This is a genomic window from Streptomyces sp. NPDC050439 (assembly GCF_040655335.1).
Lineage (GTDB): Bacteria > Actinomycetota > Actinomycetes > Streptomycetales > Streptomycetaceae > Streptomyces.
This window is the reverse complement of record NZ_JBFAJT010000001.1, coordinates 521,554-547,187: the sequence shown is the minus strand read 5'-3', so window position 1 is coordinate 547,187 and position 25,634 is coordinate 521,554. Positions and strand designations below refer to the sequence as shown.

Annotated in this window: 24 protein-coding genes; 15 read left to right on the top strand and 9 right to left on the bottom strand. The window is 71.7% G+C overall.

Going from position 1 to position 25,634, the window contains the following annotated elements; translation table 11 throughout:
• Positions 1 to 66 precede the first annotated feature (66 nt).
• A complete protein-coding gene (locus AB0I66_RS02570; protein WP_363205830.1) occupies positions 67 to 2,199 on the bottom strand; it encodes an alpha-galactosidase in 2,133 nt (710 codons plus the stop codon).
• A gap of 177 nt (positions 2,200 to 2,376) precedes the next feature.
• On the opposite strand from AB0I66_RS02570, the gene AB0I66_RS02565 reads away from it, so the two are divergent.
• The 4 genes from AB0I66_RS02565 to AB0I66_RS02550 all read left to right on the top strand — a co-directional run bounded on the left by AB0I66_RS02565 (position 2,377) and on the right by AB0I66_RS02550 (position 5,423).
• On the top strand, positions 2,377 to 3,486 hold the full coding sequence (locus AB0I66_RS02565) for an NAD(P)/FAD-dependent oxidoreductase (protein WP_363205829.1): 1,110 nt from the start codon (positions 2,377 to 2,379) through the stop codon (positions 3,484 to 3,486).
• Positions 3,487 to 3,649: 163 nt separating this feature from the next.
• A complete protein-coding gene (locus tag AB0I66_RS02560; protein ID WP_363205828.1) occupies positions 3,650 to 4,063 on the top strand; it encodes a DUF6010 family protein in 414 nt (137 codons plus the stop codon).
• A gap of 83 nt (positions 4,064 to 4,146) precedes the next feature.
• Entirely contained in the window at positions 4,147 to 4,776 is a 630-nt protein-coding gene (locus tag AB0I66_RS02555; RefSeq protein ID WP_363205827.1) for a dihydrofolate reductase family protein, read from the top strand.
• Between the two features lie 206 nt (positions 4,777 to 4,982).
• Positions 4,983 to 5,423, top strand: coding sequence for a hypothetical protein (locus tag AB0I66_RS02550; RefSeq protein WP_363205826.1), 441 nt, complete (start codon positions 4,983 to 4,985; stop codon positions 5,421 to 5,423).
• Between the two features lie 64 nt (positions 5,424 to 5,487).
• Here the strand turns inward: AB0I66_RS02550 and AB0I66_RS02545 are convergent, their stop codons facing one another.
• From AB0I66_RS02545 to AB0I66_RS02535, 3 genes are all read right to left on the bottom strand, one after another.
• A complete protein-coding gene (locus AB0I66_RS02545; protein ID WP_363205825.1) occupies positions 5,488 to 6,378 on the bottom strand; it encodes a methyltransferase domain-containing protein in 891 nt (296 codons plus the stop codon).
• Positions 6,379 to 6,634: 256 nt separating this feature from the next.
• Positions 6,635 to 6,925, bottom strand: a complete 291-nt coding sequence (locus AB0I66_RS02540) for a hypothetical protein (RefSeq protein ID WP_363205824.1) — start codon at positions 6,923 to 6,925, stop codon at positions 6,635 to 6,637.
• A 109-nt stretch (positions 6,926 to 7,034) separates the two neighbouring features.
• Positions 7,035 to 7,445 carry a hypothetical protein gene (locus tag AB0I66_RS02535; protein WP_363205823.1) on the bottom strand — a complete coding sequence of 137 codons (411 nt, stop codon included), beginning with the start codon at positions 7,443 to 7,445 and terminating at the stop codon, positions 7,035 to 7,037.
• Positions 7,446 to 7,717: 272 nt separating this feature from the next.
• Between AB0I66_RS02535 and AB0I66_RS02530 the strand changes: the two genes are divergently transcribed.
• Positions 7,718 to 9,124 (top strand): PepSY-associated TM helix domain-containing protein, encoded by a 1,407-nt coding sequence (locus tag AB0I66_RS02530; protein ID WP_363205822.1) that lies wholly within the window; start codon positions 7,718 to 7,720, stop codon positions 9,122 to 9,124.
• Positions 9,125 to 9,131: 7 nt separating this feature from the next.
• Here AB0I66_RS02530 and AB0I66_RS02525 read toward each other — a convergent pair whose 3' ends face one another.
• Positions 9,132 to 9,479 (bottom strand): metalloregulator ArsR/SmtB family transcription factor, encoded by a 348-nt coding sequence (locus AB0I66_RS02525; protein WP_363205821.1) that lies wholly within the window; start codon positions 9,477 to 9,479, stop codon positions 9,132 to 9,134.
• 78 nt (positions 9,480 to 9,557) lie between these two features.
• Here AB0I66_RS02525 and AB0I66_RS02520 point away from each other — a divergent pair, with 78 nt between their 5' ends.
• From AB0I66_RS02520 to AB0I66_RS02510, 3 genes are all read left to right on the top strand, one after another.
• The gene (locus tag AB0I66_RS02520) at positions 9,558 to 10,655 is read left to right on the top strand and encodes a cation diffusion facilitator family transporter (RefSeq protein WP_363205820.1); all 1,098 of its coding nucleotides are present in this window, start codon (positions 9,558 to 9,560) and stop codon (positions 10,653 to 10,655) included.
• A gap of 143 nt (positions 10,656 to 10,798) precedes the next feature.
• On the top strand, positions 10,799 to 11,542 hold the full coding sequence (locus tag AB0I66_RS02515; protein ID WP_363205819.1) for a hypothetical protein: 744 nt from the start codon (positions 10,799 to 10,801) through the stop codon (positions 11,540 to 11,542).
• A 37-nt stretch (positions 11,543 to 11,579) separates the two neighbouring features.
• The gene (locus AB0I66_RS02510; RefSeq protein WP_363205818.1) at positions 11,580 to 12,497 is read left to right on the top strand and encodes a DNA-binding protein; all 918 of its coding nucleotides are present in this window, start codon (positions 11,580 to 11,582) and stop codon (positions 12,495 to 12,497) included.
• Here the strand turns inward: AB0I66_RS02510 and AB0I66_RS02505 are convergent.
• Positions 12,466 to 13,452: an NAD(P)-dependent alcohol dehydrogenase gene (locus AB0I66_RS02505; RefSeq protein WP_363205817.1), complete on the bottom strand. Its 987-nt coding sequence runs from the start codon at positions 13,450 to 13,452 to the stop codon at positions 12,466 to 12,468. The genes AB0I66_RS02510 and AB0I66_RS02505 overlap by 32 nt on opposite strands.
• 112 nt (positions 13,453 to 13,564) lie before the next feature.
• On the opposite strand from AB0I66_RS02505, the gene AB0I66_RS02500 reads away from it, so the two are divergent.
• Together AB0I66_RS02500 and AB0I66_RS02495 are read left to right on the top strand one after the other, a co-directional pair.
• The gene (locus AB0I66_RS02500; RefSeq protein WP_363205816.1) at positions 13,565 to 14,221 is read left to right on the top strand and encodes a helix-turn-helix domain-containing protein; all 657 of its coding nucleotides are present in this window, start codon (positions 13,565 to 13,567) and stop codon (positions 14,219 to 14,221) included.
• Complete coding sequence (locus tag AB0I66_RS02495; protein WP_363205815.1) at positions 14,218 to 14,943, top strand: tyrosine-protein phosphatase; 726 nt, start codon at positions 14,218 to 14,220, stop codon at positions 14,941 to 14,943. Before AB0I66_RS02500 ends, AB0I66_RS02495 begins: the two co-directional genes overlap by 4 nt.
• A 41-nt stretch (positions 14,944 to 14,984) precedes the next feature.
• Here the strand turns inward: AB0I66_RS02495 and AB0I66_RS02490 are convergent, their stop codons facing one another.
• Entirely contained in the window at positions 14,985 to 16,058 is a 1,074-nt protein-coding gene (locus AB0I66_RS02490) for a phosphotransferase (protein WP_363205814.1), read from the bottom strand.
• Positions 16,059 to 16,113: 55 nt separating this feature from the next.
• Positions 16,114 to 18,315 (bottom strand): FUSC family protein, encoded by a 2,202-nt coding sequence (locus AB0I66_RS02485; protein WP_363206653.1) that lies wholly within the window; start codon positions 18,313 to 18,315, stop codon positions 16,114 to 16,116.
• 221 nt (positions 18,316 to 18,536) lie between these two features.
• Here AB0I66_RS02485 and AB0I66_RS02480 point away from each other — a divergent pair, with 221 nt between their 5' ends.
• Positions 18,537 to 20,024: an MFS transporter gene (locus AB0I66_RS02480; protein ID WP_363205813.1), complete on the top strand. Its 1,488-nt coding sequence runs from the start codon at positions 18,537 to 18,539 to the stop codon at positions 20,022 to 20,024.
• On the opposite strand, the gene AB0I66_RS02475 is transcribed toward AB0I66_RS02480, so the two are convergent.
• Complete coding sequence (locus tag AB0I66_RS02475; protein WP_363205812.1) at positions 19,990 to 20,565, bottom strand: TetR/AcrR family transcriptional regulator; 576 nt, start codon at positions 20,563 to 20,565, stop codon at positions 19,990 to 19,992. The two genes, AB0I66_RS02480 and AB0I66_RS02475, sit on opposite strands and share 35 nt — an antisense overlap.
• A gap of 242 nt (positions 20,566 to 20,807) precedes the next feature.
• Between AB0I66_RS02475 and AB0I66_RS02470 the strand changes: the two genes are divergently transcribed.
• Genes AB0I66_RS02470 through AB0I66_RS02455 form a run of 4 tightly spaced genes read left to right on the top strand, consistent with a single transcriptional unit; the run spans position 20,808 to position 25,633 of the window.
• Positions 20,808 to 21,362 (top strand): 2Fe-2S iron-sulfur cluster-binding protein, encoded by a 555-nt coding sequence (locus AB0I66_RS02470; RefSeq protein ID WP_363205811.1) that lies wholly within the window; start codon positions 20,808 to 20,810, stop codon positions 21,360 to 21,362.
• Entirely contained in the window at positions 21,359 to 22,351 is a 993-nt protein-coding gene (locus AB0I66_RS02465) for a xanthine dehydrogenase family protein subunit M (protein ID WP_363205810.1), read from the top strand. The genes AB0I66_RS02470 and AB0I66_RS02465 overlap by 4 nt, the downstream gene beginning before the upstream one ends.
• Complete coding sequence (locus AB0I66_RS02460) at positions 22,348 to 24,483, top strand: xanthine dehydrogenase family protein molybdopterin-binding subunit (protein ID WP_363205809.1); 2,136 nt, start codon at positions 22,348 to 22,350, stop codon at positions 24,481 to 24,483. Before AB0I66_RS02465 ends, AB0I66_RS02460 begins: the two co-directional genes overlap by 4 nt.
• Positions 24,476 to 25,633, top strand: a complete 1,158-nt coding sequence (locus tag AB0I66_RS02455; RefSeq protein ID WP_363205808.1) for an XdhC family protein — start codon at positions 24,476 to 24,478, stop codon at positions 25,631 to 25,633. Before AB0I66_RS02460 ends, AB0I66_RS02455 begins: the two co-directional genes overlap by 8 nt.
• Position 25,634 lies beyond the last annotated feature (1 nt).

Here is a 25,634-nt window from a genome sequence, read left to right as displayed (position 1 = left end):
TCGGGAGACGGCCGCCGGGTGCATGTCCTGGCGGAACCCTGCTGCCCTGCACGCCCCGAGGCCTCGTCAGGAAACCCGCACCAGATGCACCGCCGCACTCGCCCAGTCGCCCCGCGGGAGTTCGGGCCGTAGTCCGTAGTTGCTCAGGACCGTTGCGGAATGCACCGCTCCGGTGCTGGTGTCGCGGTAGTGGGCTGTGGGGTCCAGGTCGGCAAGGCGCAGGGGTGGGGTCGTGGTGCCGTGGCGTGGGGTGCGACGCCAGATCAGGAGCAGGGTTTCGTCGGCGTTCGTCGCCGTGTACTGGACCGCGGTCGGGCCGTCGTCGACCGGGCCGCGTGGCCGGTGGAGCGTCCCGTGCTGGACCAGGTGCCGCACGCGCTTGTACTGGGCCACCAGGCCTGCCCCTTCGGCCAGTTCGTCCTCGGACCAGCGGGTCAGGTCGCCGCCGAGGCCGAGAACTCCCGCCATGGCGACGTGGAAGCGGAAGCGGAGCGGCACCGAACGGGCGGTCAGCTGGTTGGGGACGTCGGTCACCCAGGCGGACATCGTCCGGGCCGGATAGATCTGGCCGTAGCCGTGCTGGATGAGGACACGGTCCGCCGCGTCGGTGTTGTCCGACGTCCACGCCTGGTCGGTGCGGGACAGCATCCCCAGGTCGACCCGGCCCCCGCCGCCGCTGCACGCCTCGATCCGCAGGCCGGGATGGTCGGCTCGGAGGCGGTCGATGACGTCGTAGAGGTGGTGGACGTATGTGGTCCAGACGCGCTCGGCGCCGTCCGGACCGTCCGAGCTGCCCGGCCAACCCGCTTCCGTGAACGGTCGGTTCATGTCCCACTTGAGGAAATCGATCCCGTGCTCGCCCACCAGGCGGGTCAGCCAGCCATAAGCCCACTCCGCGACGTCGCGGCGGGCGAAGTTGAGCACCAGCTGGTTGCGCAACTCGGTGCGGGTGCGGTGCGGGAAGTGCAGGACCCAGTCAGGATGCCGGCGGTAGAGCTCGCTGTCCGGGTTGACCATCTCGGGCTCCACCCACAGTCCGAAGCGCATCCCGAGCCGGTGCACCTCGTCCACCAGGGGTTTGAGGCCGCGTGGGAAGCGGTCCGGTGACGGCGTCCAGTCGCCGAGCCCCGCGGTCTCGTCGCGGCGCGCGCCGAACCAGCCGTCGTCCATGACGTAGAGCTCCGTGCCGAGCGCCGCCGCGCGGGTCGCCAGGGCCAGCTGGCCGGCCTCGTCGACGTCGAATCCGGTGGCCTCCCAGGAGTTGTAGAGCACCGGACGTATCTCGTCGGGGTGGGGCAGCACATGGGCGAGGACGTACGCGTGCCAGGCGCGGCTCGTCGCGCCGAAGCCGCCATCCGCGTACAGACCGGCGATCCGTGGGGTGATGAACTCCGCGCCGGGGGAGAGGGGTTGGGCCGTGCCCTCGTGTCCGGAGCCGCCGGTGAAACCCGCCCTGCCGTCGGGAGTGCGCTGCACGGTGACGCGCCAACTGCCGCTCCAGGCCAGGGCCGCGCTCCAGACCTGGCCGTGGTCCTCGGTCGTCTCGCCCGCGTCGACCATCACCCAGGGGTTCGCGTGGTGGCTGGTGATGCCCCTGCGGCTGGTCAATACCGTCTCGCCCAACGGAAGTCGCTGCCGGTGCAGTTGCGTCTCGGCGGACCACTGGCCCGTGACGTGGCTGAGCCGGTAGTCGTCCCTGTCCGGCAGGGTCCACGCGGCGGAGTCGGCGCGCAGCAGCGTCATGGTCTCCTCGCCGGTGTTGCGCAGCACGCACCAGCGCTCGATGACGTCGCTGTCGTCGTGGACGCGGTAGTGAAGGGTGACCTCCAGGGGGTGGTGGCGGTCGCGGAACTCCAGGGCCAGTTCCGTCGACCCCGGAGCGGGCTCATGGACGCGGTGGCCCGACGCCTCCCATTCGAAGGCGCGCGTGCCGTCGGCGAAGCGCACTTGCAGCGAGGGGGTCCCGTACCGTGCCCCGCCGTCGACGGGCAGTTCCTCGCCGACCGGTGGCCGCCCCTCGAAACTGCTGGCGGGCGGGGCCGGGGCAGCGGCGAGTTCCGCTGCCTCCGCCGAGGTCAGCCGCGGGCCCCACGCGAGGTGGCAGGGCGCTCCCGTCTCGTCGATGCGCAGGGCGTACGACGTGCGCGGCGTGCTCAGCAGCCAGACGCCGGACTCAGGGGCGAAGGAGATCACAGGCATGGATCCTCACGTTCGGGAGCGCGTCGAGAACATGCTCCTGCCCCGACCGCGTCGCCCGCCACCCCCCCCGTGATCAGCCACCGGGGGTCCCCGGGCATCGCTGCCGTCGAGACGGCGCATTTGCCGAAACGGCAAGTAAGCTTGCCGGTCCGTTGCGGTCGGGCGCACGGTGTCCGCATGACTAAGACGAACGAGCGAGACATCGCTAACGTGGAAGCGGACATTCGAGATGACGTGGACGTGCTGGTGATCGGAGGCGGCGCGGCCGGGCTGTCCGCCGCGCTGACCTTGGCCCGTGCCAGGCGTTCCGTGCTCGTGGTGGACGCCGGGGAGCCGCGCAACGCCCCTGCCGACGGGGTGCACGGGTTTCTCTCCAGCGAGGGACTCGCGCCCGAAGAGCTGCTGCGGATCGGACGGGAGGAGGTCGAGGGGTATGGCGGGCGGATCGTGTCGGACCTGGTGACGCGTGTCCGGCGGGTCGACGAGCGCTTTGTCGTGGAGACCGCCGGCGGGCGCAGCCATCGCGCGCGGCGGCTGCTGGTGACGACGGGGCTCGTCGATGAACTGCCCGACGTCACCGGCGTACGCGAGCGATGGGGCCGTGACGTCCTGCACTGTCCCTACTGCCACGGCTGGGAGGTGCGCGACGAGCCGATCGGCGTCCTGGCGACCGGGCCGATGGCGACGCACCAGGCACTGCTGTTCCGTCAGTGGTCGTCGGACGTCACCCTGTTCCGGCACACCGCACCCGAACTGACCGAGGAGCAGTGGGAGCAGCTGGCCGCCCGTGGTATCGCGGTGGTCGACGGCGAGGTGGCCGGTCTCGACGTCGAGGACGACCGGCTCTCCGGGGTGCGTCTGGCCTCGGGCAAGCGCATTGCGGTACGGGCCCTCGCGGTGGCGCCGCGGTTCGAGGCGCGCGGTTCGGTGCTCGCGGAACTCGGCCTGACGAAGGTCGACCACCCGATGGGCGTAGGGAGTTACGTGGAGTCGGACGCGGCCGGGTTCACGGGCGTCGCGGGGGTGTGGGCGGCCGGCAACGTCACCGACCTGGTGGCGGGAGTCATGGTGTCCGCGGCAGCCGGAATGACGGCGGCCACGGCGATCAACGCCGATCTCGTGACCGCCGACACCGCGGCGGCTGTGGCCGCGCGCCGTGCTGCGGACTGCTTCGGACCGTCGGCGGAAGCCGCCAACAGCCGTCGTGTTCTGGGCGAGAGGCGGCACGGAATCGAGTCCGTCCTGGCCGCCGAGAGGGCGCGCCACGGGGGGAGCGCGGGACGGTGACGGTCCGCGAGAGCGACCGCCGGCGCGCTTGGCGCTATTCCGTTGAAGCCTGTCATTAATGCCACTGGGAGGCGGTCGCGGTCCCGGATAACTTCGGCGGTGATCCCGCGATCCCGGCGACGACCGGACGCGCACCGCCTTCCGAAGGAACTCCATGCAGGTCATGCCGTTTGTCGCCCCGGTCCTGATCGGCGTCGTCTACGCCCTCGTGATGTCCCTGATCCGCGAGCCGCACAGGCGCCGCTTCAACGCGATCATGGTGGCCGGTGCGGGAGCGGCCTACCTCAGCGGCGGCGGTCTCGGGGGCTGGGAGTTCGTCTTCACCGCCGCCGTCACCTACTGCGCCTACCGCGGCCTGGAGTCCTGGACCTTCATCGGTGTCGGCTGGCTGCTCCACACCGGCTGGGACCTGGTCCACCACCTCAAGGGCAACCCGATCATCCCCTTCGCCCACGACTCGTCGCTGGGCTGCGCCATCTGCGATCCCGTCATCGCGCTCTGGTGCCTGTGCGGCGGCCCCTCGCTCATCGAGCTCGTGCGAGGCCGGACCGGCAAGAGCGTTCAGCCGGGGGTCTGATTTTCCTTTCCGTGCGTGTGTCGATCCCGAGGCTGTTCGTTCGACGTGATGATGAGAGCAGGAACGCCGAGGAGGAGGACGTCATGCCGAAGGTGCGCGTACACAACGTCACCGTGTCGCTGGACGGTTTCGCCGCCGGACCCCACCAACGCCTGGACGAACCCTTCGGGGACAACATCGAGGGGCTGCACGACTGGATGGTCGCGGCGATGCGCGACCGCGCCGAAGGCAAGACGGGGATCGACGTCGAGTGCATCGAGCGCAGCGAGGAGAACATCGGTGCCACGATCATGGGCCGCAACATGTTCGGACCGCAGCGCGGGCCGTGGCAGGACGAGTCGTGGCGGGGCTGGTGGGGAGAGAACCCGCCCTACCACCACGACGTGTTCGTGCACACCCATCACCTGCGGCCCTCGCTCACGATGGAGGGCGGAACCACCTTCCACTTCACCGACGAGCCCGTCGAGACGGTCCTCGCGCGGGCCTTCGAGGCGGCGGCGGGAAGGGACGTACGCATCGGAGGCGGTTCGGCCGTCGTGCAGCAGTATCTGCGCGCGCGGCTCATCGACGAACTGCACCTGGTCGTCGTGCCGCTGCTTGTCGGCAGGGGCGAGCGGCTGCTCGACAACGTCGCCGAGGGCATCGACGGCTATCGGGTGACCGACTTGGTGAGTTCCACGGCGGCGACCCACGCCCACCTGGTCCGTCGCTGACCGGGCCTGATCGGGACCGCGAGGCCGAGCGGCAACGCGGGGGACCGGGCGGGCAGTTGCGCCGCTGTGACCGATTTTGCCGGATTCCGTTACGCGCTCTCCGGGTGATCGCAATGTCGGGTGCATACGTTTATGTTCCTCATTGTGCGGCTCGTCGCACGACGAGGAACGCGTACCGACCGACACTCAAGGGGATCACTGCCGCCATGCGAAACAACCGTCGCAGCCTTCTGCGTACCACCGCCGTCTCCGCTCTCGTCGGGTCGGTCCTGTTGATTCCCGCCACCGCCGCGCTCGCCGCGGGGGCCGACCCGGAGCCGCAGCCGGCGCAGGCCGCGGCGGCCGAACCCGTGCCGGCCGCGGTCAATCCAGTGGCGGCCACGCTGACGGCGAAGGCGTCCGTCTCCCACGTCCGCGCGTGGCAGGAGCTGCGCATCACGGGCAAGGCCACCGGGCTGAAGGCCGGCAGCAAGGTGACCCTGCAGCAGAAGCAGCACGGGGCGTGGAAGGCCCTTCCGGCTACCACGGTCACCAACACGTCCGGAGGCTACGGCCTGCGCGTCAAGCTCGGCCTCAAGGGCAAGAACGAACTTCGCGTGGCGAGCGGCGCCACCGTCTCGACGGTCCTCACGGTGACCGTGAAGTGACGCGCGGATCCGCCGGCCCGGCGCGGGCCGGCGGGTCAGGCGCAACCGGGCGCGACCGCGCGCGTCAGGCCTCGGGCGCGCGCACGACCAGCAGGTAATAGTCCATGTGGTCGCGGCAGAAGGAGCGGTAAGGGGCCATGAGCGGATCGGTGTAGGCCAGGGCCTCCTTGCCGAAGCGCTCCTCCATCTCGCTGCGCCGATCCTCGTAGAGCACGCACATGAGTTCGCTGCACAGCGTCGAGTTCGCGCTCATGTCCCGTATGGACTCCACGCGGAAGCCGGCCTGTTGGACCTCGTCGATGAGGGTGGCGAAGGGGCGGAGCGGGGGACAGGACCACATGCGCGTGAACGCCGCCACCTCCTCCGCGGTGGGACTGCCGCGCAGGGCGAACTCCGTGAACAGGAGACGTCCGCCCGGACGCAGCACGCGCAGGGCTTCACGCAGCCCCGCGGGGCGGTCCGAGAGATGGGGGATGCAGTCGATGGACCACGCGGCGTCGAAAACCCCGTCGGCGAAGTCCAGTTGCATGGCGTTGCCGTGGACGAAATTCACTCGGTCCGCGAGGTCTCCGGCTGCTCCCCGCGCGGTGCGGCGGTCCTGGCAGGCGGCGAGCTGGCTCTTGCTGACGTTGATCCCGGTGACGCGGGCCCCGGTGCGCTCGGCCAGGCGGATGGCCGGGCCTCCGGTGCCGCAACCGATGTCGAGAAGGTGTTCGTGGGGAGCCAAGTCGATGGTGTCGACGAGGAACTCGGTCTGCCGGTCCTGGGCGAGATCGGCCATCGCGGCCAGGGTGGTCACGGGTGGGTGCGTCCCGTGCGGCGCGTACATGCCGATGTGCAGGGCGGTCGAACCGAGTGTCATGGCGAGCATGTCGCCGAACTGGTCGTACATCGCCCCGATTTCTTCGGGGGTGGGGGCCGTCGAACCGCTTGCGCCGAGGTCTTCCACGGTCATGATGCATTCCTTTCAGCGACGGTGGCCGGTCAAGGAAGTGCGCCCGCGATAGCGCGTACGAGGGAGGGGTTCGAGGAGCGTGATACGAGGAGCGTGATACGAGGAGTCTGATACGAGGTACGCGCCGGACGCTGGGACGCTAGCACCGGCCGGGCCCACGTTGGAGCCCCGAAAGCGCCAAGCTCCACGCGTTGTACGCGCCCCTGCGCGCCGGTCGGCTCTGGCTCAGCCTCAGCCGACCGGCTCCCGGCGGCGGTCAGCCACGTTCCGTACGCCCTGATGGCTCGGCGGACCCCTCGGCCGCGGCGTGCGCGTCGACCTGCCGTTCCACCTCGCGTGCCTCGTCGGTCAGCATCCGCAGTCTTGCCTCGGCCTGATCCGCGCGGGCCTGTAGGCGGGCGGTGTCGTCGGCGATGACCTGGCAGGCCAGCTCCATCGCCGCGTCCACGTCCTCGGCGGAACCGCGCTCGGCCAGCTCCTCCAGTGCGCCCTTGACCGCGGGGATGCCGCCGCGGGTGTGGATGTCGTTCCAGAACTCATAGTCCATCCGGGCAGTTTGCCGGATCCGGGACCGCGGGGCGAACCGCGCACGTGCCCCCGGTTTCGCCCCCCGGTTCCGCCCCCGGGCCCGCCTGCGGGCCCAGCTTTCAGCCGCGTCAGGCGCGCAGGCTTCGCAGAACCTCGTGGCACGCGGACGCCGCGCTGTCGGTGGCCTCGGAGCAGAGGCGGCAGTGCTCGTGCCGCGGCGCGTGCTGGGAGCACAGCTCGTGGCTCTGCTCGCAGGCGATCGCGCACGCCTCCAGCTGGGCCATCAGGAGCGCGGGGTGGGCGTCCGTGCCGCGCGTCAGGACGAGCCGCGTGGCGGAGGCCACGTCGGCACAGTTCAGGTCGCGGTTGATGGCGGCCCGCAGGTCGTCGGCCTCCTTCTCGGCGAGCATGCCGACCGCGCAGGCGGTGACGGCCAGTTCGCACGCCGAGAGGGCGTCGACGGCGGTGGCCAGGGTCTGGTTGTCGAGGTGGTCGGCACGGGAGGCAAGGCTGTCGAACAACTCGCGTGTCTGGAGCATCGTGTCTCCAACGGGCAGTGTCGAGGGGTCCCGGCCCCGGGGGTTCCGGTCCTGAGGACGCCCGGACTCCCGACGCTAGTCCCGCCCCTGCGGTCGGTGAAGGGCGCGGCGCCGGGCAATCGTGGTGCCCCCGGCAATCGCACGTATGCCGAGTGTGTGGCGCGCATCACATAACTCCCGCCCGCCGCCGGGAACTCTTCCGCCCCGCCGTCCGACTCCTGCACCGGCCCCCTACGGCCGAATCGCGCCACCTTCAGCCAGGAGAGCAGCTCATGTCCGCCGAACCCACACTCCTCGCCCCGGACGACGGGCAGGAGACCCAGGGGGCGCCGCCCACCGCAGGACGGTCCGGATGGGCGTCGCTGCGTCCGCTCGTGCTGCGACTGCACTTCTACGCCGGAGTGCTCATCGCGCCCTTCCTGCTCGTCGCCGCCACCACGGGACTTCTTTACGCCTGCTCGTACCAGGCCGAGAAGATCGTGTACTCCCACGAACTGCGCGTCCCCGTCGGCGAGAACAAGACCGAGCTGCCGATATCGAAACAGGTCGCCGCCGCCCGCAAGGCGCACCCCGAGGGCACGGTCAGCGCGGTGCGGCCCTCGCCCGAGGACGGCGCCACGACCCGCGTTCTGCTGGCCGGGACCCCGGGCGTGGACGCCGACCACACCCTCGCCGTGTTCGTGAACCCGTACAACGGCGAAGTGCGGGGCGCCCTGGAGCAGTACGGCTCCACCGGCGCACTCCCGCTGCGTACCTGGATCGACGAGCTCCACCGGGATCTGCACCTGGGCGAGACCGGCCGGCTCTACAGCGAACTCGCCGCCAGCTGGCTGTGGGTGATCGCGGGCGGCGGTCTGGTGCTGTGGTTCGCGCGCCGTCGCTCCCAGCGCAAGCTGCGCGGGGCCACCGGGCGTCGCCGCACGCTCTCGCTGCACGGCTCGGTGGGCGTGTGGGCCGCCGGCGGGCTGATCTTCCTGTCGGCGACGGGGCTGACCTGGTCGGCGTACGCGGGTCAGAGCGTCAGCGACCTGCGTGAGGCCATCGGGCAGACGACACCGGCGCTGACGGCGACCGCCGGGGGCGGCGGCGAGCACGCCGGGCACGGCGGTTCGGGCTCGGGAGGCGCCGCCGACGGGGTGAGGCTCGACGCCGTCCTGAAGGCGGCACGTGCCGAGGGGCTCTCCAACCCGGTGGAGGTCGTACCGCCGGCCGACGAGTCGTCCGCGTACGTCGTCCGGCAGATCCAGCGCAGTTGGCCCGAGAAGCAGGACTCCGTCGCGGTCGACCCCGCGTCCGGAGAGGTGACCGAGGTGCTGCGGTTCGCCGACTACCCGGTGCTGGCCAAGCTGACCCGCTGGGGCATCGACGCGCACACCGGCACGCTCTTCGGGCTGGTCAACCAGATCGCCCTCGTCGCTCTCGCCCTCTGTCTGATCCTGATGATCGTGTGGGGGTACCGCATGTGGTGGCAGCGCGGGCGCGGCAGTTCGTTCGGGCGTCCGCTGCCGCGCGGGGCGTGGCAGAGCGTTCCGGCGTACGTCTTGGTCCCGCTGATGGCGGCGATCGCCGTGCTCGGCTACTTCGTGCCGCTGCTCGGCATTCCGCTGGCCGCGTTCCTCGCCGTGGACATCGTGCTGGGGGAGATCGCCTACCGGCGCGGCAGCCGCAACTACGCCTGAGTCCGGCTCAGTCGTGGGTGGCCGAACCGCTGAGCTGGTGGTCGGCGAGGTTAAGCACCTCGTCGACCACGCGGCGCAGGTGCCCGTCGGGAGGGCCGTAGACCATGCGTCGCCCTTCCTTGCGTACGGACACGAGTCCGGCGAGGCGCAGTCTGGCCAGGTGCTGGCTGACCGCCGGGCGGGCCGCGCCGCACGCGGCGGTCAGCGTCGTGACGTCCGCCTCGCCCTTGCCGAGGGTGTGCAGAAGGGCGAGGCGGGTGCGGTCCGCCAGGAGGCCCAGGACCTCGGCTGCGTGAGTGTAGTGCTCGGCGCCCGGATCTTGCGGGTGCGCATCGTGCGCAGGTGATAGGTGCATGCGTGCGCTCATACGCACATAATGGCCTCGGGCATCTCGCGATGTCCACTCTCCGTCCCGCGTCGGAAGGCCGTACACGTGAGTGAGCAGCACGGACACGTCGGTGGGCAGCACGGACACGTTCATCGCCGGCACGGACACCCGCACCCTCCCCACGAGCATCCACACGGCCACGGCGTTGCGGGCCGGCCGGCCCGGTGGCGGCACAAACTCAACCACCTGTTGAAGCCGCACTCGCACGAGGCCGCCGACAAGGTCGACACGGCGCTGGAATCGTCGGCGCGCGGCATGCGCGCGCTGTGGATCTCGCTGGCGGTTCTGGGTGTGACGGCCGCGGCCCAGGCGGTGATCGTCGTGCTCACCGGTTCGGTCGCGCTCCTTGGCGACACCGTGCACAACGCGGCGGACGCGCTGACCGCGATCCCGCTCGGCATCGCCTTCGTCCTGGGCCGTCGGGCCGCCACCCGCCGCTTCACCTACGGGTACGGGCGCGCGGAGGATCTCGCGGGCATCGTCATCCTCCTGACGATCGCGGCGTCGGCGGCCTTCGCGGCCTGGGCGGCGGTGGACCGGCTGCTCGACCCCCGTACCTTGGAGCACCTTTGGGTGGTGGCCGCCGCCGCGGTCGTCGGCTTCATCGGCAACGAATGGGTCGCCCGTTACCGCATCCGCGTCGGCCGCGAGATCGGCTCGGCCGCCTTGGTGGCCGACGGCCTGCATGCCCGGACGGACGGATTCACCTCGCTGGCCGTGCTGTTGAGCGCGGGCGGCGCCGCTCTGGGCTGGCGGCTCGCCGACCCGATCGTGGGCCTGCTGATCACCGCGGCGATCCTGCTGGTCCTGCGGGACGCGGCACGCGAGGTGTTCCGCCGGGTGATGGACGCCGTGGACCCGGCCCTGGTCGACACGGCGGAGGAGGCACTCCTGACGGTCCCCGGCGTACGCGGCGTGGGCGAGCTCCGCCTTCGCTGGATCGGCCATCGGCTGCGCGCGGAGGTGGCGGTCGTGGTGGACGGCGAGCTGTCGGTACGGGAGGCACACGAGGTGGCGGTCGACGCGGAGCACGCCTTGCTGCACGCGGTCCCCAAACTGACCGCGGCACTGGTCCACGCGGACCCGGCGGTGGAGCCCGGGGGGTCGGACCCGCATACGACGCTTGCGCATCACGGGGGGTGAATCGGGTGCCCGGCAAGCGGGGCCGGCTGCGGGACGGGTGCGTTTCGGCCCGCTGCCTGCGGTGGCGGGATCGGGGCGCGGTGTCGGCGGCGGGCCGCTTTCGGTGGGTGCCTTCCGGGGGCCGTACGCCTAGGCTTTGAGGTGTGCTGAGCATCGTTGATGATCTGGCCGGGTTCGGACCGCTGCGGATGTGCGCCCACGCGCAGTCGGCCGACGACCCGGACGACCTGACCGGTCTGCGCGTGCTCCTCGTCGCGGACGTGCTGGCCCGCGTCGCCGAACTGCGCGGCCGGACCGTCCTGGTCGGGTGGACCTGCCCGCGGGCTGCCGCGGCCGACGCCGCAGGTATTCGTCCGGCCGACGCCCACGGCACCGTCGACGAGCTCACCGAAGCTCTCGGCGGCCCGCCGACCGTGCACCTCACCAGCCGTACGTACGAAGGAGCCGGAGGCCTGTCGCTCCACGTCGGCGAAGCCGTGACGGCAGGAGGCGCGGCCCCAGAGGGGGACGCGGACCAGAAGCCGGCCCGGGACGCCCTCGCCCTGCGGCTGCTCCTGCTCGGCCGCCCGCACCACGAGCCCGTCGACGTATCGGAGCAGGCCGTCGACGCCGCAGGCGAAAAGCTGGCCAACTGGCGCAAGTCCGTGGCCGCTTGGGCGGACGAGCCGTCCAAGGCGATGCCCGCCGACTTCGTGGACAGGGCCCGCGCCGCCCTGGAGAACGGCCTCGACACCCCCGCTGTGCTGAGGCTCCTCGCCGCTCTGGAGACGGCCGCGGACGTCGCGGGCGGCGCCAAGTTCGAGACGTTCGCCCACCTCGACCGCGTACTCGGTCTGGAAGTCGTCCGCGACGTGGGCCGTTCGCACACCGCCGAGGTGTATCGCTGACCGGTGACCGCGTCGACGTATGCGCGATCATTGCGGGGTGATCTCCTCGGTCCTGCGCACCATCGAGCGACTCGTGGCCCTCGACGCCACGTCCGGGGCCACCGCCGCGATGCCCGCCGTGCGCGAGTCCCTGCGGCGCGTGCCGGAGCTGTCCGCTGATCCGGGGAGCCTTCATACGCGGAACAGTGACGCGCTCGCGGCCCTCGCGGAGCTGTGCGAGGTCATCGGGTGGATCCTCTTCGACGCGGGCTGCTACCGCGAGGCCCACCGGATGAACCTACGGGCGCTGGCCCTGGCGGAGCTCTGCGGCGACCGCTGGACGGCACGGTTCGTGCTGCTCAACGACAGCATGCTCCTTGCCCATACGGGAGCGCCGCGCGCCGCCCTGGAGAGCGCGGCCCGTGTGCGGGGCGCGCGGGCACTCCCCGCCAGGGTCAGCAGTCTCGTCCTGATCCGCCGGGCGCACGCGATCGCCATGCTCGGCGGCCACCGCGAGTCCATGGATCTGATGGATCGCGCCCGCAGCCGGTTCCTTGACGGCGTTTCGCGCCACGATCCGCCCTGGGCCTGGTGGATCGACCGGACCGAGCTGCTCGGCCACCGGGGCTGGGTGCTGGCAAGGCTGCGCCGATGGGACCGGGCCATCCCCCTCCTGCATGAGGCAGCCACCGCACCCGGCCCCTCCTACCGGAACGTCTTCACCGCGCAGCTCCTCTCGGCCCTGGCGCGGGCCGGAGCGTGGACGGAGGCCGAGGAGCTCATGGCCGAGCTTGCTCCGCGCGCTGCCCGCATCGGGTCTGTACGGGCGATCCAGACGCTCGGGGTTACGGCGACTCATCTGGTGGCCCGCAGGCCCGACGCCCCCGCCCCCGCGCGGGAGGCGGCGGCTTTCCTGCTGGCGAACCTGCCCGCGCCAAAAGCGTTCAGCCCGAGCTCACCGCCTGCGAAGCCCTGACGTCGACCACGAGCTTGCCGCGGATCCCGCCCGCCTCCAGCGCGCGATGCGCCCCGGCGATGTCGGCCAGCGGGTACACCGTGTCCACGACGGGCCGGATCGCCCCGCTCTCGGTCAACCGGGTCAGTTCCGCGAGGAGTTGATGGCCGGGGTTGCCGCTGAAGAACCGCACGCGTCGCGGACCGAACACCGCGGACCCGACGATGTACGAGAGCGATGCCGCCATGCGACTCGCGTCGAAGGCGACCGACACCATGCGCCCTCCCGGCGCCAGCAGTCGGCGGTACGCGCCGTGCTCCGTGCCGACCGTGTCGAGCACGACATCGAAGGGGCCGAGGCCTGCCGCGTCGGTGGTCGCGTAGTCGAAGGCCTCGTCGGCTCCGAGGTCCCGCACGAAGTCGAGCTTCCCGGCGCCCGCGAGCGCCGTGACGTGGGCGCCGTACGCCCGCCCCAGCTGGACGGCCGCACTTCCGACGCCCCCGCTCGCGCCGCGAACCAGCAGCCGCTCGCCCGCCGCCAGCCGGGCCTTGTCCCGCAGTGCCGTGATCACCGTCGTGCCGACGCCGGGCAGGGCCGCGGCCTGGACCAGGTCGAGGCCGGCCGGTGCGAGGGCCAGCTGCCGTGGTCGTACGACCACGAACTCCGCGGCGCTGCCGAAGCCCTGGGACCGCGCCAGGGCTCCCCACACCCGGTCGCCCGGTGCGAGCGCGGGCATGGGGGAGCCCAGGGCCGCCACCTCACCGGCGAAGTCGATCCCGGTGCGCTTGGGAAAACCCCGCCCGGTGAGCCCGGTCGCGAGCCGTATCTTCCCTGCCCGCCCCGTCAGCTCGCCGCCGTTCACGCTGGCGGCGTGGACACGGACCAACACCTCACCGGGGCCCGCGACCGGCGTGGGCACCGTCCCTTCGTACAACACCTCCGGAGAGCCGTAACTGTCGTACAGAGCCGCGCGCATGTCACTCATCGTTTCCCTGTCCAAGGCCGTCGGATGTCACTGCGGATGTCACTGTCAGCGACGCTAACCCGCTAAACGGAGAGGGCCGTCCACTTGAGCTAATGTGAGAAACATGCCTGCTGATTCGTCTCGGATGCGGCCGGAGGCGGGGCTCCGCGCGGACGCGCTCGACAACCGGCGGCGCGTCCTCGAAGCCGCCCGCGAGCTGTTCGCCGCGCGGGGCCTCGACGTGCCGATCGCCGCCATCGCCCGCCGGGCCGGGGTCGGCGTGGCCACGCTCTACCGCCGCTTTCCCACACGGGATTCCCTGGTCACGGAGGTCTTCGCGGACCAGCTCGAGGCGTGCGTGGGCGCCGTCGACGTCGCCCTGGCGGACCCCGACCCCTGGCACGGATTCCGTACGGTCATCGAGAAGGTGTGCGCCATGCACGTGGTCGACCGTGGCTTCAGCACGGCGTTCATGACGGCGTTCCCGGACGCCATGGACTTCGAGCGGGAACGCCGGCGCGCCGAGCGCGGCTTCGAGCAGCTGGTGCGCCGTGCGAAGGCCGCCGGCCGACTGCGTGCCGACTTCGACCCGGCCGACCTCCCGCTCATCCTCATGGCCAACGGCGGTATCACCGCGGACTCCACCGAGGCGGCCCTGGCCGCGTCCCGGCGGTTCGTCGCCTACCTCCTCGACTCCTTCCGCGCCGATCGTGCCGCTCCCGCCGAGCCCCTTCCGGCGCCGGTTCCGCTCGCACTGCACGACGTAGGATCCCGCAGGTGAGACGACACATAGACTTCGAGCACCTGCACAACTTCCGTGATCTGGGCGGCTATCGGACCGCTGACGGGCGCACGCTGCGCTGGGGTCGTCTGTACCGCTCCGACTCGCTGGCCAAGCTGCGGGGCGCCGACTGGGATCTCTTCCTCGCGCTGGGCGTCCGCACCGTGATCGACCTGCGCTACCCGTGGGAGATCGAGGCCAAGGGCCGGGTTCCCGAGGTGGAGGGGCTCACCTACGTCAACCTCAGCGTGGAGCACCGCCCGTACGACCAGGCGGAGATCGACCCCGGGCTCGACCCCTGGCGCTACCTCGCCGACCGGTACGCGGAGGTCGCCCTCGACGGCGCCGAGGAACTCCGCCAGGCCCTGGAGGTCATCGCTTCCGGCGATGCCCCGCAGGTCTTCCACTGTGCGTCGGGCAAGGACCGCACCGGCCTCCTCGCGGCGCTCGTCCTCGCGCTGCTCGGCGTCGAGGAGGACGTCATCGCCGAGGACTTCGCCCTCACCGAACTGGCCACGGACCGGCTGATCGCGGACTGGAAGGCGGGCCACCCGGACCGGCCCCTGAACTGGCCCGGATACGGGCGGGCCCCCGAAGAGATCATGCGCCTCTTCCTCGCCGACCTGACCGCCGCCCACGGCTCGGTACGCGACTACGCGGTCAAGCAACTCGGCGTCGACGACGCGCTGATCGACCGTCTGCGTACGCGGCTGCTGACCTGAACCACCGCTGAGACGACGCGGCGGCGCGGCGGCGCGGCGGCTCAGCCCCGGAGCGCCGCGTACGTCCGCTCGGCGATGTCGACGACGTCGTCCGGCCGGAACTGGCCCGCGAAGTGACGCAGGCTCAGCTCGCGGTCATCCTCACTGTCGTGCGGCCTGCCGACGAGCAACTGGTCGCAGTACTCGGCGACATCCTGAACGATGCGCTCACACCGGTAGTACGCGAGCGTCTGCGCGTCGATCTCCCCCGTGCCGTAGCCCCGGTGGAAGGCGGCGCACTCGGCCGCGTCGTTCCAGACGCCACCGACGCCGCCGCCGACGAACATCAGGTCACGCTCGCGCGGCGCCATCACGGGATCGTCCCAGTCGACCACCACGACCGCACCGTCGTCGGTGACCATGACATTCCCGGCGTGCAGATCACCGTGGCAGAGCACCGGTTCGCCTTCCTTCCCGCGCAGCACCGCCGCCAACTGCTCGGCCCTCTCCACGATGGTGGTCAGCTGCTCCCGCCGCGCCCTGAGGATGGCGGCCAACTCCCGTGCCGGGGCGTCGGGCAGGCGCTCCGGTGGCGTGTCGGTGGCGAGGTGACCGCGCACCTTGTCGCGCCACTTCGGTCCGTACGTCTCCACCCGGACCGCCGAGCGCAGGGACGGCGGCAGGTCGATCCCGTGCAGAGCCCGCACAAACTCCCCCAGCGCCGTCCACTGCTCGCGTGTCAGGGGTACCTCGAAGCCGCTGCGCCCCGCGACGAAGGGGTAGAGGACAGCGACGTACCCATCGAGGACCGTCGAGAGCCGGCCGTGGCGGTCGGGCAATGGCGCGACCACGCGGGCGGCCTCGAGACCGGTGGTGGCCTCGGTGGCAACGGCGGAAACGGCGTCGACGGCGTCGACGGCTTCGGCCAGGAAGCTCTGCAGCGGTGCCGCCGTGTCGTCCGCGGCTCCGTGCCGAAGCTTCAGGAAGTACGTGCCGTCGTGCGAGGCGAGGCGGTAGGTGGCAGCTTCGGCGTCCGCGCCGGGGGCCGTCGGACGGACCTCGACGACGTGCAGGTCGTAGGCGTTCCGCACGTGCCGGACGAGGTCCTCGCTGCTGACGCCGGGCTTCTCGATCATTTGCTCATCCTGGCATGCGCCGCGATCTCGCACGGCCTCATGACCTGACGTCGGGTCAGGCCCGCGGGGCCTTGCCTGCCGAGGTGCCCCGCCCCGCGACCGGCACGTCCAGCGGCCGGGCCAGGCCCACCACACCTTCGTCCAGGCGTTGCAGATGGCGCAGCACGCGGTAGGTGACGGTCCCCGAACGCGGGGCGCCGGAGCCCTCGGCCTCCAGCATCGAGGCGATGCTGGCGCCCGACTCGACTTCGCCGGTGGCCTTGTCGTCCTCCACGTACGCGGCGATGACCTCGATGTTGTGGGCGATGCGCAGGCCGGCTCGTTCGAGCCGCGGGTCGGCCGCGACGTTCTTGCTGTACGGCACGAGCTCGGCCGTGGCCGCCAGGGAACGGGCGTGATAGGCGCAGGTCTCCAGGAGCGCCACCAGGTAGCGGGCTGTCCTGCGGCGGCCGCGCAGCGGGGTGATCGGGTGGGTGAGCGGCTGGATGGAGGCGCGCAGATCGTCCAGTGCGGTGTCCAGGTCCCGTGCCTTGTCCAGGAGATCGGCCGCCGGGCCGCCGCTGAGCTGTTCGACCGACGCGGAGATGACGTCGGCGAGGCGGGTCAGGACCGTGTTCAGGAGGTCGTCGGTGCGGCGGTCGGTGTGCACCGGCAGGACGAGGACCGCCGCGATGATGCCGCAGGCGGCCCCGAGCGCCGTCTCCTCGATGCGCAGCCAGAGCACGGCGAGGCTGTAGGTGTTCAACAGGGTGTAGAGCAGGCCCAGCATCGCGGTGACGAAGAAGGACATGAGCGCGTACGACAGGGGAGCGGTGAAGAACATCGCGAAGATGAAGAGCAGGACCAGCGCGAACGCGACCCAGGTGTGGTTGCCGACCAGTCCCGCGAGCGCCACTCCGGCGACCACCCCGAGGACCGTGCCCAGGAGCCTTCGATAGCCCTTGACCAGAATTTCGCCCGTGGAGGCGGTGTTGAGGAAGACCACCCAGCAGGTGAGCACCGCCCAGTACCAGCGCTGGGTGGAGAGGAACTCGCCGCCGATGATGGCCAGGGTCGAGCCCACCGCGACCTGGAAAGCGGCCCGGGTGGTGGGGCGCCGCAGCCCGGTGCGGTCGTCCTCCTCGGGTTCGGCGGTCTCCTCGGCCCCGGCGATCGCGATGTCCTCGGCGTCGAACTCCTCGCGGGAGCGGGTCGTCGCGGGTGAGTCGTCGGACTCGTCCTGGGGGCCGTCGAGGGCGATCCGCAGGCCGAGGACGGCTCGGGCCGCCTCACCGATGCCGCGGAAGACGTCCTGGACGGCCATCGAGGCCCGGGGCAGATTGTCCTCGTCGCGGTAGCCGAGCAGCCGGTTGCGCACGTGGGCCAGGGCCGTGCCCCGGTCGTCGGCGACCGGACGGCCCACCAGCAGGTGCAGCGCGTTCAGGTCCCTGCGCAGGGTGACCGTGGCGTCGTCCTCGGCACGGATGCGCGTCCCGGTCGCCGGTACGGGGGCGTACGGCAGATGCAGGGTGAGGGTGTCCGCGCGTTCGGCGCTGCGCGCGTTCAGGAGAAGGACGCCGAGGCGTTCGGCGGCGATCTCCGCGTCCGCCACACGGCGTTGGACCAGGGTCGCCGTGGCCGCGTCGGGGGTGCCCTCCTCGAGGCGGCCCTGGATCATCAGGGCCGTCTCGTGCAGTCGGGAGGTGCCGCGCCGCAGTTCGGTGAGGACCTTCTCCAACTGCTCGGGCGTGGCGTCGAGAAGTTCGATCTGCGTGCCCACCAGCTGCGCGAGCCGCGCCCTGAAGGCGACGCGCAGCCGCCCCAGATCGCGCCCCGGCGTCTCCGGCACGACGGCGAACCGCACGATCGCGCTGCACACGAAAGCGACGCCGAGGGCCAGCCACAGGCTGGGCAGGGCGGATGCCGTGGCGCCCACGAACAGGGAGACGAAGTAGACCTGAAAGCCGATCAGGCCGAGGGCGGTGCCCCGGTCGCCGAACCGGCGGCTGTAGACGGCGCCGAAGATCAGCGCGATGAAGAAGATGTCACCCGCGACGACCTGGTCGTGCAGCAGCGCCCCCAGCGAGATCGCCGCGATCGCGACGGGCAGCCCGAGCGCGAGCGTGATCGCCTGGCCGCGCACCTCCTTCTCCTTGATGGCGAAGGTGGAGACCATCGCGGTCATGGCGCCCGCGACCATGTGGGTGACGTCGGTGCCGAGGAGCGCGAGGACGACGAGCGTGAGCGCGATCGCACCGACCGTCCGCAGCCCCGCCATCAACCGCAGGAGCCCCGGGTCCGAGGCCACGAAGCGGTCCCATGTGCCGGTCCTGGTCCGCCGTCTCACTGCGCTCACACCCTCATCGCCGCTGTTCAGGCGGAGATTCTGTCATGACGGGATTCAACCGGGGCTTGAGGGTTCAGAGCGTGATACCGCCGGGCCGCCGACCGGAAGCGGGGCAAAGTCTCCGGGGTGAGTTCAACGAAACACTTGAAGTCATGAATCCAGCGGATGACGAACTGACCGGGGCGAAGCCGTGCGCGGACGCCCCCGAAACCCACGAGACGGGCCTGAGTCTCAACCCCGCCCGGCGGCGCCGGTGGACGCTCCTCGCGGTGAGCGCGGCCCAGCTCCTCGTGGTCCTCGACGGAACCATCGTGAACATCGCGCTCCCCTCGGCGCAGAGCGCACTCGGCATGTCCGACGCGAGCCGGCAGTGGGCGATCACCGCGTACGCGCTCGCCTTCGGCGGCCTTCTGCTCATCGGCGGCAGGGTCAGCGGCGCGCTGGGCCACCGGCGTACGTTCCTTGTCGGGCTTGTCGGCTTCGCCGCCGCGTCCGCGCTCGGCGGGGCGGCCCTGAACCCCGAGATGCTCTTCGGGGCACGCGCCCTGCAAGGGGTGTTCGCCGCGGTCCTGGCACCCGCGGGCCTCTCGCTGCTGACGATCACCTTCACGGAGCCGGGCGAACGCGGTCGGGCCTTCGGGGTGTTCGCCGCGGTGGGCGCCGCGGGATCGGCGGTCGGCCTGGTCGCCGGGGGACTGCTCACCGAGTACGCCGGCTGGCGCTGGTGCCTCTACGTCAACGTGCCCGTGGCCCTGCTCGCCGTGCTTGGTGCGACGTTCGTGCCGCGGGACCGGCCGGTCCGGGGCGAGGGGCGGCTCGACGTCGCGGGCGCCCTGCTCAGCGCGGCGGGATTCGCCGCGATCGTGTACGCCTTCAACGAGGCCGAGCCGCTCGGCTGGAACGCGCCGAAGGTCCTCGCCCTGCTCGCGGCCGGTGTCCTGCTGCTCGCCGCGTTCGCCGCCGTCGAGTTCCGGGCGTCGCGGCCGCTGCTTCCGATGCGTGTGCTCGTCCATCGCGCCCGCGCCGGGGCGTTCGTCTCCATCACCCTGTTGTTCGTCGCGATGTTCGGCTTCTACCTGTTCATGAGCTACTACACGCAGACGGTCCTCGGCTACTCACCCGTCGAGGCGGGTCTGACGCTGATCATCAACGCCTTGGCCGCGCTGGTCGGCGCGACGCTCATCGCCGGGAGGCTCCATGCCCGGGTCGGGCCCGCCGCGCTGATCGTGCCGGGGCTGCTGGCCGCGGCGGCCGGGATGTTCCTGCTGACCCGCCTGACGGCGCAGAGCACGGATGTCTTCGGCCTCTACCTGGTGCCCGCGCTGGTCCTGACGGGCCTCGGCCTCGGCTGTGTCCTGCCGCCCACCGCGAGCCTGGCCACCGCGGGCCTGCCCCCGCACGACATCGGAGCCGCGGCGGCGGCCTACAACGCCTCCCAGCAACTGGGCGCCGCGCTCGGCACCGCCCTGCTCAACACGGTCGCGGCCGGCGCGGGCGCCTCATACCTGGCGTCCACCGCGGATGCCACGCGCACGGCGGCCTCCGTGCACGGCTACACCACGGCGCTGACGGTCGCCTTCGTGATCCTGCTGGCCGCGGCGGGCGTCAGCGCGGCGCTCCTGCGCGCAGTCCGTCCATGACCAGGTCGAGGAGGCGTCCGGAGCGGGACTGCCAGTCGCCGTGCGGGTCGATCTGCCAGAGGCCCGCGATGGCGAGCAGGAAGTCGTCGGGCGTGACGCCGGGCCGGATGGTGCCCGCCTCCTCGTTCGCCTTCAGGAGGAGCGTGACCGCCGAGGTCACGGGCCCGTGGCCCACTCCGGTCAGCGTGCCCAGCGTGCTGGTGGCCTTGCGCATCGCGTCGGCGAGGCCCGCCTTGGCCATCGCGTACTGGGCGAGGCGGTCCATCCACTCCCGCAGGGCTTGGTCGGGTGCGCGGGTCTCCAGGAGCTGACAGGCGGTGTCGGCGACCTGCTGGACCTCATAGCGGTAGACCTCAAGGACGAGCGCCTCGCGGTTGGGGAAGTTGCGGTAGAACGTCCCCTGCCCGACGCATGCCTTCTTGGCGATCGTGCTGAGCGGGGCGTCCGCCGAGCGCGTCAGCTCGGCCAGTGCCACTTCCAGGATGCGCTCGCGATTTCGTTGCGCGTCCGAGCGCAGTTGTGCGTCCTTCTTCGGGTGCACTCGTCCTCCTCCCGAGAATCGCGGCCCGGGCCACTCTTGCTAAGCGGACAGGTGTCCGTTAAGTTTTGAAGCTAACGGACAGCTGTCCGCTTAGGGTCACCATACCGGCAGACCCCCTTTACGCACAGCGCCATCACCTGACGAAGCCTCCGTCGGGACCGCCTCACGCGACGATCCCGCTTTTACGTGACACAAGCTGACTAAAGCTGACGCAAGCTGACAGAAGCGAAAGAAGGCTGATCGTGGCCCCATCGACGTCCAGCGCCATCACGCTGAACATCAACGGCGAAAAGCACACGCTGCCCGTCGACCACCGCACGACCCTGCTCGACGCCCTGCGCGAGCGCCTCGATCTGACCGGCACCAAGAAGGGCTGCGACCAAGGACAGTGCGGCGCCTGCACGGTGCTGGTGGACGGCCGCCGCGCCGTCTCCTGCCTGCAACTCGCCGTCGCCTCCGAGGGACGCGAGATCACCACCATCGAAGGTGTGGCGCAGGGAGACCAACTGCACCCCGTACAGCAGGCGTTCCTCGATCTCGACGGCTACCAGTGCGGCTACTGCACGCCGGGACAGGTCTGTTCGGCCATCGCGGTCATCGAGGAACACGCGGCGGGCTGGCCGAGCGCCGCGACCACGGACGTACGGCCCGAAGCGGGCGTCCCCGAGCTGAGCGCCGACGAGATCAGGGAACGCATGAGCGGCAACCTGTGCCGCTGCGGCGCGTATGTGTCGATCGTCCAGGCGGTCGCGCAGGCGGCAGCCGCCGAGAACAAGGGCACGGAGGCCGTGGCATGAGGGAATTCGGCTACCAGCGGGCGCTCGACGTCCCCGGCACGGTCGCGCTGCTCGGCACCGACCCCGACGCGCGCGTCCTGGGCGGCGGCACCAACCTCGTCGACCTGATGAAGACCGGCGTGGAGCGGCCCGGACTGCTCATCGACGTACGCGAGTTGCCCCTCGACCGCATCGAGACCACGGACGACGGCGGGCTGCGGATCGGCGCCACCGTCACCAACAGCGATCTCGCCGCCGACCCCGAAGTGCGGCGCCGCTACCCCGCGTTGGCGGAAGCCGTCCTGGCCGGCGCCTCGGGCCAGCTGCGCAACATGGCCACGGTCGGCGGCAACCTGCTCCAGCGCACCCGCTGCGGGTACTTCGCCGACCTGTCCAAACCCTGCAACAAACGCGCCCCCGGCACCGGTTGCCCCGCCGTCGAGGGCGAACACCACAACCACGCCATCCTCGGCGCCACCGAGCACTGCGTGGCCGTCCACCCCTCCGACATGGGCGTGGCGCTCGCCGCCTTCGACGCCGTCGTCTCGTACGAGACGGCAGAGGGCACGGGCGAGCTGCCGCTCGCGGACTTCTATCTGTCCGTCGGCAGCACCCCTCACCTGGAGACCGCGCTGCCGTCCGGCGCGCTCATCACCGGCATCACCCTGCCGCCGGCCTCGGTCGCCGCCCGCTCCCGCTACCGCAAGGTCCGCGAGCGCGCGTCGTACGCCTTCGCCATCGGCTCGATCGCCGCGGCGCTCGACGTCCAGGACGGCGTCGTACGCGAAGTGCGCCTGGCCTTCGGCGCGGTGGCGTCCCGGCCGTGGCGTGCCCGGGAGGCCGAGCGGGTCCTGACCGGCGGTCCCGCGACCGCCGAGGCGTTCGCCGCCGCCGCGGACGCCGAGCTCGCCGCCGCAAGGACGCTGCCCGACAACGGCTACAAGGTGACGCTGATGCGCAACCTCGTCGTCGCCCTGCTGACCGAGCTCACCGAGGAGGCCACCCGATGACGGCGCAGACCACGACGACCACGTCCACCGGGGCGTCGAGCGCCGTCGGCGCTACGTACACCCGTGTGGAGGGCGTGGCCAAGGTCACCGGCGCGGCCCGGTACGCGGGCGAGATCCCCTTCGCCGAACTCGCCCACGGCTGGCTGGTGTTGTCCACCATCGCCCGCGGGCGTGTGCTGTCGGTCGAGTCGGATCCCGTACGCGCGATGCCCGGTGTCCTGGCCGTCCTGCACCACGGCAACGCGCCGCGCGTCGACGGGGACTACGTCGGCATGCTCGGCGTCCCCGATCCGATCGTGGAGGTCTTCCAGCACGACCGGGTGCCCTTCGTCGGCTGGCCGGTGGCGCTCGTCGTCGCCGAGACGTCCGAGCAGGCCAGAGAGGCCGCCGAGGCGGTGGCGGTGCGGTACGAGGAGGAGCCGCACGACGTCGCGTTCTCCGCCGAGCACCCCGGCACCTACACGCCGGACGGCGAGAGCCACTTGGTGGAGAAGGGCGACCTGGAGGCCGAACTCGCCGCGTCCGCGCATGTCGTGGACGAGGAGTACACCACCCCCGAAGAGCACCACGGCTCGATGGAGCCGCACGCGGCGATGGCGCGCTGGGACAACGGACGCCTCGAAGTCGTCGACTCCAACCAGGGCAGCGCCTGGGTCGCGGACGAACTGGCCAAACTGTTCTCGCTCGACCCCGCCTCGGTACGGGTCCGGTCCGAGCACATCGGCGGCGCCTTCGGATCCAAGGGCGTACGCGTCCACCAGGTCCTCGCCGTGATGGCGGCGACGCTGCTCGACCGCCCCGTGCGGGTCGTCCTCAGCCGCCGCCAGCTGTTCACGCTCACCGGCTACCGCAGCCCCACCGCGCAGCGCGTCCGACTCGGCGCCGACGCCGACGGACGGCTGCGCGCCGTCGACCACCAGGCGCACAGCCTCACGTCGACGGTCCACGAGTTCGTCGAGGGGAGCGCCGGGTTCGGCCGTCCGATGTACGCCGCCGACGCCCACCGCAGCGTCAACCGCGTGGTGCGCCTCGACGTGCCCACGCCGACCTTCGTGCGCGCTCCCGGCGAGGCCCCGGGCTCGTTCGCCCTGGAGTCCGCGCTCGACGAGCTCGCCGAGCGGTGCGGTGTGGACCCGATCGCGCTGCGGGCCCGCAACGAACCGGACGTGGGCCCCGTCTCCGGGCTGCCCTTCGCCAGCCGCAATCTGCTGTCCGCCTTCCAGGAGGGGGCCCGCAGGTTCGGCTGGGCCGACCGGGACCCGCGTCCCGGCGTGCGGCGCGAGGGGCGCTGGCTGCTCGGCACCGGTACGGCCGCCGCCACCTTCCCGGTGATCGTCGCGCCGTCCACCGCGGCCGCGACGGCGGAAGCCGACGGCACCTTCACGGTGCGGATCAACGCGGCGGACGTCGGGACGGGAGCACGCACCGCGCTGACCCTGATCGCCGCGGAAGCTCTCGAGGTGCCCCAGGACCGCGTCCGGGTGCGCATCGGCGACAGTGACTTCGGCCCGGCGGCGATCTCCGGCGGCTCGATGGGCACCCGCTCCTGGGGCTGGGCCGTCAGGACAGCGGTGGCCGACCTGCGGGAGCAACTGGCCCTGGGCGGCGACATCCCGCCGCAGGGAATCACCGTCCGCTCCGACACCAGCGCGGCCGTCGGAGCACTCGCGCAGAAGGAACGCCACTCCTTCGGTGCGCAGTTCGCGGAGGCCGCCGTCGACGTCACCACCGGCGAGGTGCGGGTGCGGCGCATGCTCGGCATCTTCGCGGCGGGCCGGATCATCAACCCGCTGACCGCGCGCAGCCAGTTCGTCGGCGGGATGACCTGGGGCCTGTCCATGGCCCTGCACGAAGAGGCCCACCGCGACCAGGCGACAGGCGGCCATGTGGGCGCCGACTTCGCGGGCTACCACTTCGCCGCCAACGCCGACGTGCCGGTCATCGAGGCGGACTGGGTGGAGGACACGGACGCGGACGACCCGGTCGGCATCAAGGGCATCGGCGAGATCGGCATCGTGGGGGCCGCCGCGGCGATCGCCAACGCGGTCTGGCACGCGACCGGCGTACGCCACCGCCGGCTGCCCATCCGCCCCGACCGTGTCCTGAACGCGGGAGGAGCACCGGGTGCTTGACATCGCCGAAGCACTGAACCGCTGGGTCCAGGAGGGCCGGGACTTCGCCGTCGCCACCGTCGTGACGGTGGGCGGCAGCGCGCCGCGCCCGCCCGGCGCCGCCCTCGCCGTCGACGGCGAGGGCACGGTCATCGGTTCGGTCTCCGGCGGGTGCGTGGAGGGCGCCGTGTACGACCTGTGCGTGCAGGCCCTCCAGGACGGCGCGACCGTGCGCGAGCGGTTCGGCTACAGCGACGAGGACGCCTTCGCGGTCGGCCTGACCTGCGGCGGCGTGATCGAGGTCCTGGTCACGCCGCTCGGCGCGGACGCGCCGGGCAGGCAGGTCTTCGCGGCGGCGCTCGCGGCCGCCGCCCGCGGCGACGCGGCCGCAATCGCCCGCGTCGCCCGGGGCCCGGCCGACCTCCTCGGCAGGGTCGTGCTCGTCCACCCCGACGGCTCGTACGAAGGAGGCCTGGAAGCACATCCCGACCTCGACCGTACGGTGGTGGGGGAGACCCACGCGATGCTGGACGCGGGCCGCACCGGCGAGTTCGACGTCTCGGAGAGCGGGTCGCGCTGCGGGGAGCCCCTGACCCTGTTCGTCGAGTCGTGCGTGCCCCCGCCCCGCATGATCGTCTTCGGTGCGATCGACTTCGCCGCGGCCCTGGTGCGCACGGGCAAGTTCCTCGGTTACCACGTGACCGTGTGCGACGCCCGTCCGGTCTTCGCCACGAAGGCCCGCTTCCCCGAGGCCGACGACATCGTGATCGACTGGCCGCACCGCTACCTGCGGGAGACCGCGACCGACGGCCGCACGGTCCTGTGCGTCCTCACCCATGACGCCAAGTTCGACATCCCGCTCCTCGAGGTGGCCCTGCGGCTTCCGGTCGCGTTCGTCGGCGCGATGGGCTCCCGCCGCACCCACGAGGACCGCAACACACGGCTGCGGGAAGTCGGCGTCACCGACGAGGAGTTGGCCCGCCTCCGCTCCCCGATCGGACTCGACCTCGGGGCCCGCACACCGGAGGAGACCGCCCTGTCCATCGCCGCCGAGATCATCGCGGCGCGCAGGGGCGGAACGGGGCTTCCGCTGACCGGGTCGGGCGCACCGATCCACCACGACACGGACACCGGACGACGCAAGGGACCCACCGGATTCCACGCCGCCTAGC